Origin of the sequence: Mesorhizobium sp. B2-4-3 (assembly GCF_006442815.1) — a bacterium.
Classification (GTDB): Bacteria; Pseudomonadota; Alphaproteobacteria; order Rhizobiales; family Rhizobiaceae; genus Mesorhizobium.
In genome coordinates this window covers 91,240-109,597 of sequence record NZ_VFVL01000002.1, presented here as the reverse complement: position 1 = coordinate 109,597, position 18,358 = coordinate 91,240, and the positions used below count along the sequence as shown (strand labels likewise).

The 18,358-nt window shown below is 64.8% G+C and carries 17 protein-coding genes and 1 pseudogene; 12 read left to right on the top strand and 6 right to left on the bottom strand.

Going from position 1 to position 18,358, the window contains the following annotated elements; genetic code table 11:
- Positions 1-28 precede the first annotated feature (28 nt).
- Complete coding sequence (locus FJ956_RS02850) at positions 29-1,282, bottom strand: sarcosine oxidase subunit beta (protein ID WP_140673602.1); 1,254 nt, start codon at positions 1,280-1,282, stop codon at positions 29-31.
- A gap of 214 nt (positions 1,283-1,496) precedes the next feature.
- Here FJ956_RS02850 and FJ956_RS02845 point away from each other — a divergent pair, with 214 nt between their 5' ends.
- From FJ956_RS02845 to FJ956_RS02805, 9 genes and pseudogenes are all read left to right on the top strand, one after another.
- Positions 1,497-1,865 carry a DUF2568 domain-containing protein gene (locus FJ956_RS02845; protein WP_140673600.1) on the top strand — a complete coding sequence of 123 codons (369 nt, stop codon included), beginning with the start codon at positions 1,497-1,499 and terminating at the stop codon, positions 1,863-1,865.
- A gap of 102 nt (positions 1,866-1,967) precedes the next feature.
- A pseudogene (locus tag FJ956_RS02840) lies at positions 1,968-2,725 on the top strand (SDR family oxidoreductase).
- Between the two features lie 112 nt (positions 2,726-2,837).
- Complete coding sequence (locus FJ956_RS02835; protein WP_140673598.1) at positions 2,838-3,224, top strand: SET domain-containing protein-lysine N-methyltransferase; 387 nt, start codon at positions 2,838-2,840, stop codon at positions 3,222-3,224.
- A gap of 177 nt (positions 3,225-3,401) precedes the next feature.
- Entirely contained in the window at positions 3,402-3,668 is a 267-nt protein-coding gene (gene rpsU, locus FJ956_RS02830) for a 30S ribosomal protein S21 (RefSeq protein ID WP_140673838.1), read from the top strand.
- A gap of 132 nt (positions 3,669-3,800) precedes the next feature.
- Positions 3,801-4,652: a tetratricopeptide repeat protein gene (locus FJ956_RS02825; protein WP_140673596.1), complete on the top strand. Its 852-nt coding sequence runs from the start codon at positions 3,801-3,803 to the stop codon at positions 4,650-4,652.
- A gap of 223 nt (positions 4,653-4,875) precedes the next feature.
- Positions 4,876-5,352, top strand: a complete 477-nt coding sequence (locus FJ956_RS02820) for a DUF992 domain-containing protein (RefSeq protein ID WP_140673594.1) — start codon at positions 4,876-4,878, stop codon at positions 5,350-5,352.
- Positions 5,353-5,746: 394 nt separating this feature from the next.
- Entirely contained in the window at positions 5,747-6,757 is a 1,011-nt protein-coding gene (locus FJ956_RS02815; protein ID WP_140673592.1) for a hypothetical protein, read from the top strand.
- Positions 6,758-6,900: 143 nt separating this feature from the next.
- Positions 6,901-7,770, top strand: a complete 870-nt coding sequence (locus tag FJ956_RS02810; protein WP_140673590.1) for a hypothetical protein — start codon at positions 6,901-6,903, stop codon at positions 7,768-7,770.
- Positions 7,771-8,048: 278 nt separating this feature from the next.
- On the top strand, positions 8,049-9,500 hold the full coding sequence (locus tag FJ956_RS02805; protein ID WP_140673588.1) for an MFS transporter: 1,452 nt from the start codon (positions 8,049-8,051) through the stop codon (positions 9,498-9,500).
- A gap of 37 nt (positions 9,501-9,537) precedes the next feature.
- Here FJ956_RS02805 and coaBC read toward each other — a convergent pair whose 3' ends face one another.
- From coaBC to ubiE, 3 genes are all read right to left on the bottom strand, one after another.
- Complete coding sequence (gene coaBC, locus FJ956_RS02800; protein ID WP_210241573.1) at positions 9,538-11,010, bottom strand: bifunctional phosphopantothenoylcysteine decarboxylase/phosphopantothenate--cysteine ligase CoaBC; 1,473 nt, start codon at positions 11,008-11,010, stop codon at positions 9,538-9,540.
- 72 nt (positions 11,011-11,082) lie between these two features.
- On the bottom strand, positions 11,083-12,657 hold the full coding sequence (gene ubiB / locus FJ956_RS02795) for a 2-polyprenylphenol 6-hydroxylase (RefSeq protein ID WP_140673586.1): 1,575 nt from the start codon (positions 12,655-12,657) through the stop codon (positions 11,083-11,085).
- A 58-nt stretch (positions 12,658-12,715) separates the two neighbouring features.
- Complete coding sequence (gene ubiE, locus FJ956_RS02790; protein WP_140673584.1) at positions 12,716-13,492, bottom strand: bifunctional demethylmenaquinone methyltransferase/2-methoxy-6-polyprenyl-1,4-benzoquinol methylase UbiE; 777 nt, start codon at positions 13,490-13,492, stop codon at positions 12,716-12,718.
- A 168-nt stretch (positions 13,493-13,660) separates the two neighbouring features.
- Between ubiE and FJ956_RS02785 the strand changes: the two genes are divergently transcribed.
- The 3 genes from FJ956_RS02785 (at position 13,661) to FJ956_RS02775 (ending at position 16,101) form a co-directional block, all read left to right on the top strand.
- Complete coding sequence (locus tag FJ956_RS02785) at positions 13,661-14,635, top strand: adenosine deaminase (RefSeq protein WP_140673582.1); 975 nt, start codon at positions 13,661-13,663, stop codon at positions 14,633-14,635.
- A gap of 162 nt (positions 14,636-14,797) precedes the next feature.
- Complete coding sequence (gene upp, locus FJ956_RS02780) at positions 14,798-15,427, top strand: uracil phosphoribosyltransferase (protein ID WP_027165262.1); 630 nt, start codon at positions 14,798-14,800, stop codon at positions 15,425-15,427.
- Between the two features lie 107 nt (positions 15,428-15,534).
- Entirely contained in the window at positions 15,535-16,101 is a 567-nt protein-coding gene (locus tag FJ956_RS02775) for a TIGR02281 family clan AA aspartic protease (RefSeq protein ID WP_140673580.1), read from the top strand.
- Positions 16,102-16,233: 132 nt separating this feature from the next.
- Here FJ956_RS02775 and deoA read toward each other — a convergent pair whose 3' ends face one another.
- Both deoA and FJ956_RS02765 read right to left on the bottom strand, forming a co-directional pair.
- Positions 16,234-17,550: a thymidine phosphorylase gene (gene deoA, locus FJ956_RS02770; protein WP_140673578.1), complete on the bottom strand. Its 1,317-nt coding sequence runs from the start codon at positions 17,548-17,550 to the stop codon at positions 16,234-16,236.
- Positions 17,550-18,353: a purine-nucleoside phosphorylase gene (locus FJ956_RS02765; protein WP_140673576.1), complete on the bottom strand. Its 804-nt coding sequence runs from the start codon at positions 18,351-18,353 to the stop codon at positions 17,550-17,552. The genes deoA and FJ956_RS02765 overlap by 1 nt, the downstream gene beginning before the upstream one ends.
- Positions 18,354-18,358: the final 5 nt, after the last annotated feature.

Here is an 18,358-nt window from a genome sequence, read left to right as displayed (position 1 = left end):
GTTCCTACAATTCGCCGTAGTCGATGGATCAGTGCGCCACCGCGGCCGCAGCGGCCTCGTCGATGAGGCGTCCCGTGCGGAAGCGCTCGAGTGTGAAGGGCGCGTTGATCGGATGCGGGTCATCCTTGGCGATCGTATGCGCAAACACGTTGCCCGAGCCGGGCGTCGCCTTGAAGCCGCCGGTGCCCCAGCCGCAATTGACATAGAGGCCCTTGACCGGCGTCTTCGCCAGGATCGGCGAGCGGTCGGGCGTCACGTCGACGATGCCGCCCCAGGAGCGCAGCATCTTCATGCGGGTGAAGATCGGGAACATCTCGCAGATGGCGTCGAGCGTATGCTGCAATATGTGCAGGCCGCCGGTCTGCGAATAGGAGACATACTGGTCGGTGCCGGCGCCGATCACCAGCTCGCCCTTGTCCGACTGCGAGATATAGGCGTGCACCGTGTTCGACATCACCACGCAGGGCACGACCGGCTTGATCGGCTCCGACACCAGCGCCTGCAGCGGATAGCTTTCGAGCGGCATGCGCACGCCCGCCATGTTCATGATGACCGACGAATGACCGGCCGCGACCACGCCGACCTTCTTGGCGCCGATGAAGCCGCGCGTCGTCTCCACGCCGCTGACCGCGCCGTTGGCCGCGCGTTTGATGCCGGTGACCTCGCAATTCTGGATGATGTGCACGCCGCGCGCCGAGGCGCCCCGCGCATAGCCCCAGGCGACCGCGTCGTGGCGCGCCGTGCCGCCGCGCCGCTGCAGCGCGGCGCCCATCACCGGATAGCGCGCGTCCCTGGAGATGTTGAGCGGCGGACAGAATTCCTTCGCCTGCTCCGGTATCAGCCATTCATTGTCGATGCCGTTGAGCCGGTTGGCATGGATATGGCGCTTGAACACCTGGACGTCATGCACATTGTGCGCCAGCATCATGACGCCGCGTGGCGAATACATGACGTTGTAGTTGAGCTCCTGGCTCAGCCCATCCCACAGCTTCAGCGCATGGTCGTAGATGCCGGCGCTTTCGTCATAGAGATAGTTGGAGCGGATGATGGTGGTGTTGCGGCCGGTGTTGCCGCCGCCGAGCCAACCCTTTTCCAGCACCGCGACGTTGGTGATGCCGTGCTCGCTTGCCAGATAATAGGCCGTCGCCAGGCCGTGTCCGCCGGCGCCGACGATGATGACGTCGTATTCCTTCTTCGGCTCGGGCGACGTCCACTGCTCTTCCCAGCCCTTGTGGCCGCGCATGGCCTCGCGGGCAATGGCGAATACCGAGTATTTCTTCACGTTTCAGGCCTCGCGCCAGTAGCTTTCGCGGATTTGCGGCCGGGCATCCCCGCCTCGGCGCGCGAGGTGTATCACTAGCGAAACCGCGCTGTCATCCTTGCGCTGTTTGCGACGGCGCTTGCCGTTTTGCGCCGTGGCGAAAAAGACGCATCCGGGCTGGCAGCCACGGCCGCCTTCGGCCATACCCGACTATCGTGAGACCTGGAGGATGGATATGGGCAACGCCTGGTGGAATCTGACGTTACGCTTCCTGCTGGAACTTGCAGCTTTGCTTGGCCTCGGCATCGCGGGCTGGAGTCTTTCCGACGTATGGTGGCGCTGGGTCCTCGCCCTGGCCTTGCCGCTTATCGCTGCTGTGCTGTGGAGCACCTTCGCCGTGCTCAATGATCCGAGCCGGTCAGGCCGCGCGCCGGTGCCGGTGCCGGGCGCCGTCAGGCTGATGCTGGAACTTGTCATGCTGTTCGGCGGCGCCGCTGGATTCTATCTGGCCGGTCACGCGGCCGCCGGCATCGTCATGGCGCTGCTGATTGCCCTCAGCTACGCCTTGTCGTGGGACCGACTGGGTTGGCTGTTGCGGCAATAGACCAACCGCGGTCTTTGCCGGTTTCGGGTGGCCGCGGCCATCCCGATTTGCGACCTCACATCCAACCGCCGGCAAGCTCGGCACAAAGGAAGGATGACGAGAATGTTCGCACTCACAGATAAGGTCGCCATCGTGACGGGCGCCAGCTCCGGTATCGGCCGCGCCACAGCCAGGCTGTTCGCCGACCAGGGCCCAGCCTCGTCGTCGCGGCGCGCCGCCAGGCCGAACTCGACGCGCTCGTCGGCGAGATCGAGGATGCCGGCGGCGCAGCGGTTAAGCTTGCCGGCGATGTGAGGGACGAGGCCTACGCGAAGGCGCTCGTCGAACTCGCGGTCGAAAGGTTCGGCGGCCTCGACATCGCCTTCAACAATGCCGGCGCCGTCGGCGTGATGGGACCGGTGACCGACATGGCGCCGGCCACTTGGCAGGAGACGATGGACACCAACCTGACCAGCGCCTACCTCGCCGCAAGGCACCAGATCCCGGCCATGCTGCAACGCGGCGGCGGCTCGCTGATCTTCACCTCGAGCTTCGTCGCCTACACCGCCGGCATGCCTGGCATGGCGGCCTATGCCGCTGCCAAGGCCGGACTGATCGGCCTGACGCAGGTGCTGGCCGCCGAATACGGTCCAAAAGGTCTGCGCGTCAACGCGCTGCTGCCCGGCGGCACCGACACGCCCGGCGCCACGACCACGACGCCGGAGGCCCGCGCCTTCGTCGAAGGCATCCATGCCTTGAAGCGCATGGCGCAACCGGAAGAGATTGCCCGCTCGGCGCTTTATCTCGCCTCGGATGCGTCGAGTTTCACCACCGGAACCGCGCTGTTTGCCGATGGCGGCGTGTCAATCAACCGGACGTGATCCGTTTGGCGGACGGCAGACATTGCTCATCCGCTAAAATCTTGCGGCTGTACCCTTGCATTCCGGTCTGTTTTGACGATTTTCGGTTCCCGTCGAAAAACGGACCGGAACGATGCTGCTGATCAGAACCTATGTCGCCCAGAGCGCCATCGAAGGCGTCGGCGTTTTCGCCGCCGAACCGATCCGCAAAGGCGCCTCGATCTGGCGGCTCGATCCCGATTTCGACCGGCTGGTCCCGATGGAGGAATACGAGGCGGCACCCCCGCATCTCAAGGAACTGCTCGACCGCTACGCCTATCCGAGTCCGGACAAGCCCGGCTTCATGGTCTATGAGGTCGACAATGGCCGCTTCATGAACCATTCCGAGCGGCCGAACACCGATTTCTCGCAATATGGCGGCGCCACCGCCATTCGCGACATCGCCGCCGGCGAGGAAATCACCTGCGATTACGGCGAGTTTTTCGAGGATTTCGCCCGCCTGCATCTGGCGACCGCATAGTGCTTCGGCCGTCACGCCGGGACACGCGGGATTTTGATCGCGGTTTCCTGCAATCAGCGGTGGACAGGGCGGCATGATTCTGCTATCAGCCGCCCACAATTCGCGGTGCAACCCGCCGCGGAGGCATGGCGGCTATGGCTGTATGCCTATCGATCAAACCCGAAGACAGGATTGCCCGTGCAGGTACTCGTCCGCGACAACAACGTTGATCAGGCGCTTCGCGCGCTGAAGAAGAAAATGCAGCGCGAAGGTATTTTCCGCGAAATGAAGATGCGCGGTCACTACGAGAAGCCGTCCGAGAAGCGTGCCCGCGAGAAGGCCGAGGCCGTGCGCCGCGCCCGCAAGCTGGCCCGCAAGCGCGCCCAGCGCGAAGGCCTGCTGCCGATGACCCCGCGCCCGGCTCCGGCTGGTGCTGCCGGCGCATCGCGCCCGCCGCGCTCATAACGCCTATTTTTCGTCCTTTTCGAAGGATACCGAGGGTGGCGCGATGCGGAATCGCCGCCACCTTTTTATTTATGCATAGGAGCCGGTTCGGAGAGGGAACGGACTGACGGCGCTGCGGCAGTGAGGACAAAGATGAACGCAATTTCCGTGGAGCGCAAAACCGCTTTTCGCGGCTTCGCCCTGACGGCGGCCCTGCTTTCGGGTCTGACGCTTGCAGCATGCCAGACGACCCCGACGGGTGAGTTCAACTCGATCGACAAGGCGCAAGGGTCGAGCGAGAACATCTCCTCGCTTTCGGCGGTCATCCAGCGAAATCCGCAGGATCCCGAGGGCTATAATGTGCGTGGCTCCGCCTACGGCCGCGGCGGCCAGTACCAGGCGGCGCTCAAGGACTTCAACCAGGCGATCCAGCTCAACCCGAACTTCTACCAGGCCTATTCGAACCGCGCGCTGATCCAGCGCTTCCTCGGCAATCAGGAAGCCGCTTTAGCCGACTACAACCGCTCGATCCAGATCAACGCCAACTACGACGCAGCCTATATCGGCCGCGGCAATCTCTACCGCAAGGCAGGCCGCACCCAGGATGCCTTCAACGACTTCCAGAAGGCGATCCAGCTCGACACCACCGATGCCCGCGCCTACCACAATCGCGGCCTGATCTATCAGAGCCAGGGCCAGCACAAATTCGCCATCGAGGATTTCTCGACCGCCATCTCGCTGGCACCGGACGCCGCCGAGCCCTACAACGGCCGTGGCCTCTCCTACCTGGCGACGGGTGACGAGGACAACGCCTTCTCCGACTTCAACATGGCCATCAAGCTCGACGGCAAGAACGCCGAGGCCTGGGCCAACCAGGCGCTGATCTACGAAAAGCGCGGCGACAAGGGAAGGGCCGCCAAGTCCTACCGCGAGGCTATCCACCTCAACCCGAACTACCAGCCGGCCAAGGACGGCCTGTCGCGCACCGGCGGCAACGCGAGCTGATCGGAAGCTGGCGCCGGAAGGTCTATTGCACGACGCTTGGGCGCCGTTCCCGGTCGCCGTCGGCGGCCGCGATGTTGCGCTGCGGAGACACCGATAGCGATCCGTTAACCGCCCGGGGCAATGCGTTAACCCTCGCCATGTTCGCGCCAAGTTTTCGGCGGAACGCTCCGTGCACCTCGATCGTTTAAGCCGGGGCCAAGATTTTCGCGAAAGGACCTTTCCAATGATCAAATCCCTTGCCTGTGCCGCTGCCGCGCTTGCCGCCACGGTCCTCGCTTTCCCGGTCAGCGCCGGCACGCTCCGGCTCGGCACGCTCGATTGCACCATCGACGGCGGCGTCGGCTACGTCATCACGTCGAACAAGGGCGTCTCCTGCGTCTTCCGCCCCTCCCATCACGGCCCGGCCGAGATTTATACCGGCATGATCTCCAAGCTCGGCGTCGACGTCGGCAAGACGCATCAGGGTCAGCTCGTCTGGGCGGTGCTTGCCGCCACCCGCAGCCATGATGCGGGCGATCTCGCCGGCAGCTATTACGGCGTCAACGCCGAGGCGAGCGTCGTGACGGGCGGCGGCGCCAACCTCCTGGTCGGCGGCCTTGACGGCGCCTTCATGCTGGAGCCGCTCAGCGTCCAAGCACAGACCGGCCTCAACCTGGCCGTCGCGGTGGCCTCGCTGGATCTCGTCCACTCCTACAAGTAGCCGCCGCGGAACCACGGCACTCCGCAGGGCCGCGCCTTCCACGAAGGGCGCGGCCTTCGCACATATGAAGCTCCCGAACACAGTTGGAAACACAAGCACTCGCGAGAATGTCAATTGCGTGTGGCGGCTTTGCTTATCTTGTGTTATCAAGCCGAGGTGTTGGTGGTGATCGCCGGCAGAGGGGCAGCCTCCAAACAGATGCAAAGACATCGTTGACTGCAATTCTTGTTGCAGGCCGGGGAGGCTGTGGTGGATTTCATCGAGAAGTTATTCGGCTTTTCGCCTGACGGTGGTTCAGGATCTTTCGAACTTCTTTTGATCCTTGCTCCGTTCCTAGTCGCTGCGATCTGGTTCTATATGCGTCGGCAACGACGCTGACGGCCCGAGACAGGCCGTGACCCCGGTCCCCAAAATACTGGAATTTCTGAAGGCGATCGTCGACGCCTTCAGGCATTGGCCAGACAATCTGCGCCGGATAGCCGGGCAGATTTGCGCGCTCATCAGGTTGATCTGCGAAAGAGCCAAGCTTCCCAGCCGGCTCGATCGGAGCGGGCCGCAACGCTGCGTCAAGATCAGCGATCCCGCCTACAAGCGGCCAGACCCTTTGATCTACGCTCAGTATTATCTGATGGGCCAGGGCCTGGCCGTCACCTGGGACAATCCGGATATCGAGATCAAGCGCGGTGGCGTCACCCTACCGCCGCATATGCTGGAGCCAGATACCGAATATGAGGTCGTCGCGCGCATCTGGAACAACTCGACCGAGGCGCCGGTCGTCGGCCTGCCAGTGAAGTTCTCCTATTTGAGTTTCGGCATCGGAACCACCTCGACCTGGATAGACGAGACAAAGACCGATCTCGGAGTCAAAGGCGGCGCAAATCATCCGGCCTTTGCTTCGGTCAAGTGGCGCACGCCGGCCGAGCCGGGTCATTACTGCATCCAGGTGCTGCTCGATTGGCTGGACGACGTGAACCCCAACAACAACCTCGGGCAGGACAACACCACCGTCGGCATCGCCCATTCCCCGGCAAAGTTCGAATTCCGTTTGCGCAACGGCGAACGGGAAAGGGCCGAGTTTCGGCTTGAAGCTGACACCTATGCATTGCCTGAATTGCCGGTCTGCGGCGAGCGGCCCCGCCCGAGGCCCTCCCGCCGGCCGCTGCGCACCTTTCCCGGCACCATAGCGGCAGTGCCTGCCGGCCATACCCGCCGGGCACATCCCATCCCTGCCGGTTGGCTTGTCACCTTCGACCCGGCGCAAGCCGCGCTCGGTCCCGGAGAAGAGATTTCCGTCGCCGTCAATATCGAGCCACCTGCCGGCTTCACCGGCCGCAAGGCGGTCAACGTCCATGCCTTCTCGGCGCGCGGCCTTGCCGGCGGCGTGACGCTTTATGTCGAACGGTAGGAACCGCCATGGCTTACCGGCACTACACAAAATGCATTTCGGTCGGAAATCATATCGGCAAGCAATATGCGCAGGTGATCATTGCTGCCGCCGTGGTTGCGCTTCCGCTGATCCTGGTCGGCGTCGTTGCCGGACCGGCGGTCATGCTGGTCGCGCTCGCGGCCATCCTCGCATACTGCCGCTGGTGGCTCTACGATCGGCTGATCTGCCTCGGCGGCGACGAATGCGCAGTCGGCTGGCTGCTCAAGATCGATCCGCCCCAGGAGAAGTCCGGTCTCGATCGCTTCGACACTGACTACAGTCTCAATCTGGTTCCGGGAAACGTCCTCGAATTCACGCCGCAGGCCGAGGCCGAGAAGATCACGCCGTTCGGGCGGCTGATCGCCAACACGCCCGCGATCAAGAACGCGGGCCTCGATTGGCAGGGACTGGAGGCACGTCAGTGGGCCAACGACGACCCTACCGCGGTGCTTCACTGTGAATTCGAAGGAGCCGGCATCTACGATCTGATGATCGCATGCCTCGCCGCGATCCCCGTGGCCACCGCGGCGGTGGTGGCTTGCGCCATTCCCTTCTTCGGTTGGATCGCATGTGCGATCCTGACGGTCATCGCGGCCGCAATTGTCCTGGTCGGGGGCATCGTTGGGATTCTCGACACAGCCAATCCAACCGATGCCGACGAAAATCTCGGCGACCTTCACGTCAATGATCCGACTAGGCGAGGCGCCGACATCCTGTTCGTCAAAGGGACGTGGGTCTATGATTCCGCCCACGACGGCTGGAATGAGATCCATCCGATCAAGCACTGTCAGAAGATCGGCACCTGGAACGGCAGTTGGAATGAATCTCCGGTTCCGGACGGCAGCTCTGCCCGCTGGTGCGAGGCCGTGAATTCGGCCGGCTCGCCGCTGACCGTCGCAGCCCAGCAGGATCCGGAAAACCAGTGGACCGTCCACCCCGTCATCGACGGCTGCCGGCGTAGATCCGAAACCGAGCCGAACCCCATTCACTGATCTCCCGGAACATTATCCCGTGTGCATTCACCTTCCTGTGCACGGCAAACTGACTGGCCGACCCGGGACCGGCCGGGGCCCCTTCTGCCGTAACATCGTTCCGTGAACGTGAAAAAACCTCTTGAGCCCAAGCGCGCTTGAGGTTTTACAAGCTCCGCCGAACTGGATCTGGAGCATGATCCCGAACGTGGAATCCGGTTCTCGGAGGCGGTCATGCTCGACCCGATAGCGCCTCGTTCGCAACGCGGATGAGGTGCGCAAACAGGCAGGAGATCGGCATGACGGCAGCGAGCCGCAACAAGGTGGCCAGCAACAGGGTGGATTGGCGGGCGCTGTGGGCGAGCGGCGATCTGGCGCGGTTCTGCTTCATCAATCTCGGCATCCTGCTCTACGCCACCAACGAGACGATGGTGGCGACGGTGATGCCGGCGATGGTCGGCGAGCTGGACGGCGTGCAGCTGGTCGGCTGGTCGCTGGCGATCTACGAGCTTGGCGCCATCACCGCCGGCGCCGCGGCCGGACGGCTCGTCAGCTATGTCAGCCTGCGCAGCAACATGGCGATCGCCGCCACCCTCTACGCGGCCGGCGCGCTGGTGAGCGCAGTTGCGCCCTCGATGACCCAGTTCCTCGCCGGGCGGCTGATCGAAGGCCTCGGCGGCGGCGCGCTGGTGTCGCTTGCCTTCGTCTCCGTCGAGCGGCTCTTTCCGCGCAACATCTGGCCGCAGCTTTTCGGCGTGATGTCGGCGATCTGGGGCATCGCCGCCTTCAGCGGCCCGATGATCGGGGCGATCATGGTCGAGCTTCTGTCCTGGCGCTGGGCGGTCGGCATCTTCACGCTGGGCGGCATCGCGGTCGCGCTTGCCAGCCTCACCGTTCTCAACACCGCCGGCGCGTCGCGTCCACAGGCTTCGGGCGATGCCGCGCCGCCCTTCCCCTATGGCGCGCTCGCCTGTCTTGCCGTCAGCGTGGTGCTGATCGCGACCGCCGGCGTCGACATCGCCCTGCTGCGCTCGTCGCTGCTGCTTTGCCTTGGCCTGACCGGCCTGGCGCTCTTCGTCCGGATCGATGGGCTGAGACCCCGGTCGCGCCTGTTCCCGTCAGATCTGTTTTCATGGCGCGCGCCGCTCGGCACCGGCATGACCATGGTCGCCGCCTTTTCGGTGGCGACCTGTTCCTTCGGCATATACGGGCCGCTGCTCCTGACCACGCTGCACGACATACCTCTGCTCACCAGCGGCTACATCATCGCCGCCGAGTCGATTTCATGGTCGATCCTATCGATCCTCGTCGCCAATGCCCCGCCGGAGCGCGAACGCTCGATCATCCTCGTCGGCGCGCTGATGATTGCATGCGGCATTGCCGGCTTCGCCTACACGATCCCTGCCGGCTCGATCCCGCTGATCCTGCTCTGCGCCCTTTTGCAGGGCGGCGGCTTCGGTATCGCCTGGCCGTTCCTGACCCGCATCATCGTGGCGTCGGCGGCGCCGGACGAGCAAACCATCGCCTCGGCCGCGGTGCCCACCATGCAGCGCATCGGCTATGCCGTCGGCGCCGCGCTTGCCGGCATCATCGCCAATGCCAGCGGCTTCTCCGAAGGGCTGAACCGGGAAGCGGCCGCTTCCGTCGCCGGCTGGCTGTACCTAGCCTTCGTGCCGCTCGGCGTGTTCGGGTGCCTGGCGGCGCTGAGGATCTTCTCCACAGCGAACCGGCCGCGACTTGCGGCGGGTTGATACCGGCAACGGCAACGACCGAAACAGGGCTTTCCGCTCAGACCACGACGGTCTGCAGCCGCTCCGCAATCAGCGCGGCGAGCCGGGCCGCCACCTCGTCCTTGCCCATTTCCGGCCATTCCTCGACACCGGTCCTGGAGACGATGCGCACCTTGTTGCGGTCGCCGCCCATCACGCCGGACGGACCGATGCCGCTTTCATGCGAGACGTCGTTGGCGACGATGAAGTCGGCGCCTTTTTTCTTGAGCTTGGCCTCGGCATTGGCGATGAGGTCCTGTGTCTCGGCGGCGAAGCCGACGACAAGTCCGGGCCGTCGAGCATGATGGCCGATGCCGGCCAGGATGTCGGGGTTCTCGACCATCTGTAGCGAAGGCGGCCCCTCGCCAGCCACCTTCTTGATCTTCTCGCCGGCGGCGTTGGCCGTGCGCCAGTCGGCGACCGCCGCGACGAACACGGCGGCGTCCGCTGGCAACAGGCTCTCGACCGCTTGCTTCATCTGCGCGGCTGTTTCGACATGCGTGGTCGCGACGCCTGCCGGATCGGCGATGGTAACCGGACCGGAAACCAGCCGCACATCGGCGCCGAGCTTTGCCAGCGCGGCCGCGATGGCATGACCTTGCTTGCCGGAAGACCGGTTGGCGATGTAGCGCACCGGATCGATCGGCTCATGCGTCGGCCCGGATGTGACGATGATCCTGCGCCCGGCAAGCGGCTTCGGCTTCTCGTCGAGCATGGCCTCGATCGCAGCGACGATCTCCAGCGGCTCGGCCATGCGGCCCTCGCCCGCTTCGTTGCTTTCCGCCATCTCGCCCTTGGCGGGACCGACAAAGGCGATGCCGTCCTTCAGCAAGGTCGCCCGGTTGCGGCGCGTGGCAGCATGCGCCCACATTTTCGGGTTCATCGCCGGCGCCATCAGCACCTTCTTGTCGGTGGCCAGAAGCACCGTCGAGGCAAGGTCGTTGGCATGACCGTTGGCGAGCTTCGCCATCAGGTCCGCGGTCGCCGGCGCCACCACCAGCAGATCGGCCTCGCGCGACAGCCTTATATGGCCGACATCGTGCTCGTCCTTGCGGTCGAACAGCGCGGTGAAGACATGGTCGGCCGAAAGCGCGCCGACCGAAAGCGTGGTGACGAATTCCTGCGCGGCCGACGTCATCACCACCCGCACCGACGCGCCGCGCTCGCGCAGCCGCCGGATGAGGTCGAGCGCCTTGTAGGCGGCAATGCCGCCGCCAATGATGAGCAGGATGCGCTTGCCGGAGAGAGAGCCTCGCGGGACTGGTCTGCCGGCAGCGGCGACAACCGGCTTCGCCTGCTCCTTCGAAACCGTCAGCGCACGCAGGGTCTGCTCGATCTGGCCGATGCGGTCGGACTGCCCCGCCCGGCCTTCGACCGCGGCGCGAATCATCGCCCGCGCCTGCTCCTCCATCGAGCAGCCGTTCTCGGCCGCGAGTTGCCGGAGCAGGTCCTTGACCTCGTCATCCAGATTGCGGATCGTGATGCTGGCCATGTGATTGCACTCGCTTCAGATAGCGCTTGCAATGATAGCAATGCAATCAATCGGCGGCAAGCCGCATGGCGGTCAGAGCAATTTCCACGCGATGTAGATCAAGGTCAGCGCGATCACCCATAACGCCACGCGGCCGGAGCGGGTGTGGCGCGCTTCGGCCTTGCCGATGGCGCGGGCCGTCGCTTCGTCGAAGCGCAGGCCGTTCTCGGCCATCAGGTCGATCTCGCGCGACAGCCGGTCGGTACGGGCGGCGAGGTCCGGCGCCTGCCGTGCCAGCGTCAACAGCGCCTTGGCGCCGTCGCGCGCGTCGGCGAGCAGCCCGCGCGGACCGAGATTGCCGGCGATCCAGTCGCCGACCACCGGCTCGGCGGTCTTCCACATGTTGAAGCCCGGATCGAGCGTGCGGGCAACGCCCTCGACGACGACCATGGTCTTTTGCAGCAGGATCAATTCCGGCCGCGCCGCCATGTCGAACAGCTCGGTGACCTCGAACAGCAGCGTCAAGAGCTTCGCCATGGAGATGGTCTCGGCCGACTGGCCATGGATCGGCTCGCCGATGGCGCGGATCGCCTGCGCGAAGGCCGAGACATTGTGCTGGCGCGGCACGTAGCCCGCCTCGAAATGCACCTCGGCGACGCGCTGGTAGTCGCGCACGATGAAGCCGTAGAGGATCTCGGCGAGGAAGCGTCGCTCCTTCTTACCGAGCCGGCCGGCAATGCCGAGGTCGACCGCCACGATGGTGCCGTTCGCCTCGACGAACAGGTTTCCCGGATGCATGTCGGCGTGGAAGAAGCCGTCGCGCAGCGTATGCCGCAGGAACGACTGGATGAGATTGGCGGCGATCGCCTTGAGGTCGTGGCCGGCGTCGGCAAGGCCGGCGAGATCGTTCATCTTGATGCCGTCGATCCACTCCATCGTGAGCACGTCGCGGCCGGTCCGCTCCCAGTCGACCGCCGGCACGCGAAAACCCGGATCGTCCTTGGTGTTCTCGCCGAGTTCGGAAAGTGCGGCCGCCTCGAGCCTCAGGTCCATCTCGACCTTGGTGGTCTGCGCCAGCGTCTGGGTCACCTCGACCGGTCGCAGCCGGCGCGAGGAAGGGATGTATCTTTCCTGCAGGTGGGCCGCGAGGAAATAGCTTTCGAGATCCTGGAAGAAGCGGTGCCGCACGCCGGGCCGGATCACCTTCACCGCCACGCGCGACGCCGTTCCATCACTGACCACGTCGGCGCTGTGCACCTGCGCGATCGAAGCGGCGGCAACGGGATTCCCGAAGCTGGCATAGAGATCGTCTATCCTGCGCCCGAGCGAGGCTTCGATCGCGTGAACCGCCTCTGCCTTCGGGAAGGTGTGCATCTTGTCCTGCAACAGCGCGAGGTCCAGCGCCATGTCGTTGCCGACGACATCGGGCCGCGTCGCCAGGAACTGGCCGAGCTTGACGTAGGAAGGTCCGAGCCGCACCACCGCCCGCGCCAGCCTGTCGCCGCGCTGATAGCTCAGCGCCCGGCGGCGGGTAAAAAGCCGCGCCACGCGCCAGCCGAATTTCGGCATGCCGGAGAGCTCTTCGCCCGGCAACGCCGCGACGACACCCTCGCGGACCAGCACCCAGCCGGCCCTGGCGAGCCTGAAGGCGGCGCCGACGCTGCTCATAGGCCAGCCTGCTTCAAAGGGGCCTGTGTCAAAGGGGCCTGCTGCAAGGGGCCGCGCCTCAAAGCTTCCAGCCGGAATGAAGGGCGGCGATGCCGCCAGAATAGTTGCGGAACGTGACACGGTCGAAGCCGGCGCGGGTAATCATCGCCGCGAAATTCTGCTGGTTGGGGAATTTGCGGATGGATTCGACAAGATAGGAATAGGGCTCGCCCTCGCCGGTGACCGCCTTGCCGATCTTGGGGATCGCATTGAAAGACCAGGCCTCATAGACCTTGTCGAGCAGCGGCATATCGACCTCGGAGAATTCGAGGCAGAGCAACCGCCCGCCGCGCTTCAGCACGCGATAGGCTTCACCAAGGGCGACTTCGATGCGCGGCACGTTGCGAATGCCGAACGCGATCGTGTAGGCGTCGAAGGTGCCATCCTCGAAAGGCAATTCCTCGGCATTGGCCTCGACAAAGTTGGTGTTTGCCGCAAGGCCATGCTTCTCGGCGCGGTCGCGGCCGACGGCCAGCATCGAGCCGTTGATGTCGAGCACCGTGGCATGAGCCTGCCGCTGGCTGGCCTCGACGATGCGGAAGGCGATATCGCCGGTGCCGCCGGCAACGTCGAGCACCTTCCAGCCCACCTTTTTGGGAGGGTTCAGCCAGGCGACCATCGCGTCCTTCCACAACCGATGCAACCCGGCCGACATCAGATCGTTCATCAGGTCGTATCGATTGGCCACCTTGTGGAAGACGTCGTTGACGAGGGGCTGCTTCTCGCCTTCCCCGACCTTCCTGAAACCATAGGAGGTTTCCATGCCGCCCGCGGCCGTGGTTCTCTCAACTGACATTATTTTGATCCGCCATAAAACCGGCGGGACCATAGCCGATCGATGGTGCCGACGCTATTGTCCAGGGCGCGGTTTTCGGCCGCGCCTTCAAAACCCGGCAGGGAAAGGTCACGCATGATTTTCCGGCCAGAATCTGCGCGAGAGCAGCATATCGGACGGGATGACCGCATGATTTTGAAGGCCGAACTGCATTGCCACATCGAAGGGGCGGCGGCGCCGGAGCTCGTCGTCAACCAGGCCCGCAAATACGGCGAGGACCCTTCGCCCTACATCCGGGACGGCTCCTTCGTCTGGCAGGACTTCACCTCGTTTCTCGCGGCTTACGATTTCGCTTCAGACCTGTTTCGCACGGAGGAGGATTATGCCCGCCTCGCCGACTATTACCTGACCAGCCTCGCCCGCGACGGCGCCATCTATTCCGAGGTTTTCACCTCGCCGGACCATGCCAAAAAGGCCGGCCTGTCGCCAAAAGCCTATACGGACGCGCTGGGCGAAGGCATGGCCCGCGCCAAGGCCAAGACCGGTATCGAGGGCCGCATGATCGTCACCGGCGTGCGCCATGTCGGGGTCGAGGCGATCGAGCAGGCGGCGCGCTTCGCGGCGCGCTGCGGCCATCCGCTGGTGACCGGTTTCGGCGTCGCCGGCGACGAGCGCATCGGCGATTTCGAGGACTATGTGCGCGCCGTCGAGATCGCGCGCGAAGCCGGCCTCGGCATCACCATCCATGCCGGCGAGCTGATGGGCTGGGAAAGTGTGGCGGCCGCCCTCGACCATATCCGCCCTTCCCGCATCGGCCACGGCGTTCGCGCCATCGAAAACCCGGACCTGGTCCGCCGCATCGCCGCCGAAGGCGTGGTGCTGGAATGCTGCCCGGGCTCCAACATCGCGCTGAAAGTGTTCGACAGCTTCGCCGACCATCCCTTTCCAGCGCTGCGCGCCGCCGGCTGCAAGGTGACGCTCAACTCCGACGACCCGCCCTACTTCTGGACCTCGCTGAAGCGCGAATACGATATCGCCGCCGAGCATTTCGCCATCAACGACAAGGCGCTCGCCGGGATCACCAGAACGGCCATCGAGGCGGCCTTCGTGGACAAGAAGACCAAGGCGATGCTGCTGGGCCGGTTGGACGCGAAGGTGCGGTGAGTGAGTAGGGGAGTAGTCGGTAGTCAGTAGTTATGGATTTGGTCGAGCGCGCATAGAGCGGTTGAAGGCAGGAGCTTTCCCCAGGGCGAGGACTCGCAAATCGGCTCACTATTCACTACTCACTACTGACTAACACCCACTGCGAACCAGTCGGAGCACATCATGCAGGGCGTCACCGTCGTCGACCACCCCCTTGTCCAGCACAAGCTGACCATTATGCGCAAGAAGGAGACCTCGACGGCCGGCTTCCGGCGGCTTCTGCGCGAGATCTCGTTGCTGCTCGGTTACGAGGTGACCCGCAACCTTGAGCTGACCACGACCATGATCGAGACGCCGATCGAGGAGATGGAAGCGCCGACGCTGGAAGGCAAGAAGCTGGTCTTCGCCTCGGTGCTGCGGGCCGGCAACGGCCTGCTCGAGGGCCTGCTCGACCTGGTGCCGGCGGCACGCGTCGCCCATATCGGCCTCTACCGCGACCACGAGACGCTGGAAGCGGTCGAGTATTTCTTCAAGGCGCCGAGCGATCTTGCCGACCGCCTGGTGATCGTCGTCGATCCGATGCTGGCGACCGCCAATTCCGCGATCGCCGCGATCGACAAGCTGAAGGGCCGCGGCGCCACCAACATCCGCTTCCTCTGCCTGCTTGCCGCCCCGGAAGGCATCGAGCGCTTCACCAAGGCGCATCCGGACGTGCCGATCTTCACCGCCTCGATAGACCGCCAGTTGAACGACAAGGGCTACATCATGCCCGGCCTCGGCGACGCCGGCGACCGCATGTACGGGACAAAATGAGCGCATCCGTTTACCACGCGTTTACAAAACCGCGCGGTTCCAGCGCACGTTAAAGCGGAAAACACCATGTCGGCGTAAAGGATGCGACCTCGATCTAAGGGGCATCCATGCTGCGCAAGCTTCTCATCCTTGGCATCTTTGCCGGAACCTCAGCCTCGATTCCGATCGTCTATCAGGCGAATCCGCATCTGGTGGACGGCCTGTTGAAATCGACCGTTGCCTCGCAGCCGGCTGCGCCGGAGGCTCAGTCGCAGGTCAATCTCGCTTCGGTCCCGGACAAGCCGGCAACGCCAATGCCGCTCGGCCGCCAGGTGCTGGTCAATGCCGACGGGCGCGGTCACTTCATGTCGCAGTTCAAGCTCAACGGCCGCCAGATCGACGGCATGATCGACACCGGCGCGACGCTGGTCGCCATCAACACCTCGACCGCCCGCAGGATCGGCATCTCGCTCAACCCGTCCGACTTCAATCGCCAGGTGAACACCGCCAACGGGGCGATCAAGGCCGCCGTGGTGACGGTCGACCGCCTGCAGATCGGCAAGATATCGGTCGACAACGTCCAGGCGATGGTGCTCGACGACAGGGCGCTGCAGACCAACCTGATCGGCATGAGCTTCCTGCAGCGGTTGCAGAAATACCAGGTCCAGGCCGGCTCGCTGCTGCTCGTTCAGTAAGGCCGCGTAAGCAATTCCAGGAAAAGTGTGCAGCGGTTAGGCTCGGCGATCTCGCCGTAGCCTTTCCGTCCGGAATTGCGTCAAAAACAAAAGATAGGGCAGTTCATCGTTTCCCCGAAACGATGAACTGCCCTATCGAGGCAATATCCGCCTGAGCACGGTCTTTTCGGCGGGCGGCTTGGAACCCCCGATCGTATAAGCGGCACGCACAGCGGCCGCGGCCGCCGCAGCCTGGGCGTCGGTGCGGGCATGCACCAGCGCCAGTGCCTCGCCCGAGCGCAGCTCGGCGCCGACCGGCAACAGCCTGGTCAGACCGACGGCATGATCGATCTTGTCGTCGGGATGCGAACGCCCTCCGCCGAGCGTGACGACGGCAAGCCCTACATCGCGCGTGGCGATGCCGGTCACGAACCCATCCTGTTGCGCTTTCACGGCCAGTTCGACCGGCGCCGTCGGCAGATATTTTTCCGGGTTCTCGATGAAATCGCCCGGACCGCCAAGCACGGACACCATTCGCGCGAAGACGGCTGCCGCACGGCCTCCGGCAAGCGCTTCTGTGGCGCGCCTGATACCGTCCTGGTGAGACGAGACGAGCCCCGCCGACTGCAGCATCTCGGCTGCCAGCGCCAGCGTCACATCCTCCAGCCGCCGGTCGCGATAACGGCCGGTGAGGAAATCGACGGCATTTCGCACCTCGACCGCGTTGCCGGCCGCCGAAGCCAGCGGCTCGTTCATCCCCGTCACCAGCGCGGATGCATTCAGGCCGGCGCCATTGGCGACCTCGACCAGGCTGTTCGCCAGCGCGACCGCATCGCGCGACTTTTCCATGAAGGCGCCGTTGCCGACCTTGACGTCGAGCACCAGCGAGCCCAAGCCCGCGGCAAGTTTCTTCGACAGGATCGAGGCGGTGATCAGCGGCACCGATTCGACGGTCCCCGTCACGTCGCGGATCGCGTAGAGCCTGCGGTCGGCAGGTGCCAAATCGGCGGTCTGGCCGATAATGGCGCAGCCCGTTTCCAGCACCGCCTTGCGGAAAAGCATCACGTCCGGCTGGCTGGCATAGCCGGGGATGGCATCCATCTTGTCCAGCGTGCCGCCGGTGTGGCCGAGGCCGCGGCCCGAGATCATCGGCACATAGGCGCCGCAGGCCGCGACGATCGGCGCCAGCATCAGTGAGACATTGTCGCCGACGCCGCCGGTCGAATGCTTGTCGGTGACCGGCCCCGGCAGGTCGGACCAGTCGAGCACGTCGCCGGAATCGCGCATGGCGAGCGTCAGCGCCACCGCCTCCTCGCGGCTCATGCCGTTGAGGAAAACCGCCATCGCGAAAGCGCCGACCTGGCCCTCGGAAATGGTGCCGGCCGCCAGACCCGCGATGAAGGCCGCGATCTCGTCGGCCGAGAGTCTGTGGCCGTCGCGCTTGCGGCGGATGATTTCCTGCGGCAGCATCAGTCGGGCAAGCCGTCCTGGAAGACGCGCCGCAGGATCGTCGCCAGCCGCGCGCCGCCGACCGGCGCCATGTCCTTGGTTTCCTGGTGCGAGAGTTCCGCTCCGGTCATGCCGGCCGCCAGGTTGGTGATCACCGAGCAGGCGGCGACCTTGAGGCCGAGGAAGCGGGCGAGGATGACCTCCGGCACGGTCGACATTCCGACCGCCGTCGCCCCCATGACGCGCGCCATGCGGATCTCGGCCGGCGTCTCGAAGCAGGGTCCGGAAAACCACATATAGACGCCCTGGTGCAATGCCGTGCCGGTCGCCTTCGCCGCCTTCTCGATCGCGCCGCGCAAGTCGGCATCGTAAGCCTCGGTGAGACCGACGAAGCGGCGGTCGCTCGGCTCGCCGATCAGCGGGTTGGAGCCGGAGAAATTGATGTGGTCGGTGATCAGCATCACCGAACCCGGCCCCATGTCAGGATCGACCGAACCGGCGGCGTTGGTGAGGATGAGGCGCGAGATGCCGATGCCGGCGAGCACCTCCAGCGCCGGCCGCATCGCCGCGGCATTGCCATGCTCGTAATAATGCGCGCGGCCGGACAGCATCAGCACCGGCGTGCCGGCGAAATGCCCGGCAACCACCTCGCCGGCGTGGCCGGAAACACCGCTGCGCGGGAAGCCCGGCAGTTCGGCATAGGAGATGCGCCTGGCATCCTTGACCTGGTCGACCAGACCGCCAAGGCCCGAGCCCAGCACAAGCGCGGCCGCGGGCGCCAGCCCGTCCAGCTTCTCGACCAGATGATCCAGCGCTTCCTTCATTTCAA

Excerpts from the sequence above, each read along its gene's own strand:
- FJ956_RS02845 (WP_140673600.1), top strand. The coding sequence starts at position 1,497 with ATGGGCAACGCCTGGTGGAATCTGACGTTACGCTTCCTGCTGGAACTT.
- FJ956_RS02835 (WP_140673598.1), top strand. The coding sequence starts at position 2,838 with ATGCTGCTGATCAGAACCTATGTCGCCCAGAGCGCCATCGAAGGCGTC.
- FJ956_RS02825 (WP_140673596.1), top strand. The coding sequence starts at position 3,801 with ATGAACGCAATTTCCGTGGAGCGCAAAACCGCTTTTCGCGGCTTCGCC.
- FJ956_RS02820 (WP_140673594.1), top strand. The coding sequence starts at position 4,876 with ATGATCAAATCCCTTGCCTGTGCCGCTGCCGCGCTTGCCGCCACGGTC.
- FJ956_RS02810 (WP_140673590.1), top strand. The coding sequence starts at position 6,901 with ATGCTGGTCGCGCTCGCGGCCATCCTCGCATACTGCCGCTGGTGGCTC.
- FJ956_RS02805 (WP_140673588.1), top strand. The coding sequence starts at position 8,049 with ATGACGGCAGCGAGCCGCAACAAGGTGGCCAGCAACAGGGTGGATTGG.
- coaBC (WP_210241573.1), bottom strand. The coding sequence starts at position 11,010 with ATGGCCAGCATCACGATCCGCAATCTGGATGACGAGGTCAAGGACCTG.
- ubiB (WP_140673586.1), bottom strand. The coding sequence starts at position 12,657 with ATGAGCAGCGTCGGCGCCGCCTTCAGGCTCGCCAGGGCCGGCTGGGTG.
- ubiE (WP_140673584.1), bottom strand. The coding sequence starts at position 13,492 with ATGTCAGTTGAGAGAACCACGGCCGCGGGCGGCATGGAAACCTCCTAT.
- FJ956_RS02785 (WP_140673582.1), top strand. The coding sequence starts at position 13,661 with ATGATTTTGAAGGCCGAACTGCATTGCCACATCGAAGGGGCGGCGGCG.
- upp (WP_027165262.1), top strand. The coding sequence starts at position 14,798 with ATGCAGGGCGTCACCGTCGTCGACCACCCCCTTGTCCAGCACAAGCTG.
- FJ956_RS02775 (WP_140673580.1), top strand. The coding sequence starts at position 15,535 with ATGCTGCGCAAGCTTCTCATCCTTGGCATCTTTGCCGGAACCTCAGCC.
- deoA (WP_140673578.1), bottom strand. The coding sequence starts at position 17,550 with ATGCTGCCGCAGGAAATCATCCGCCGCAAGCGCGACGGCCACAGACTC.
- FJ956_RS02765 (WP_140673576.1), bottom strand. The coding sequence starts at position 18,353 with ATGAAGGAAGCGCTGGATCATCTGGTCGAGAAGCTGGACGGGCTGGCG.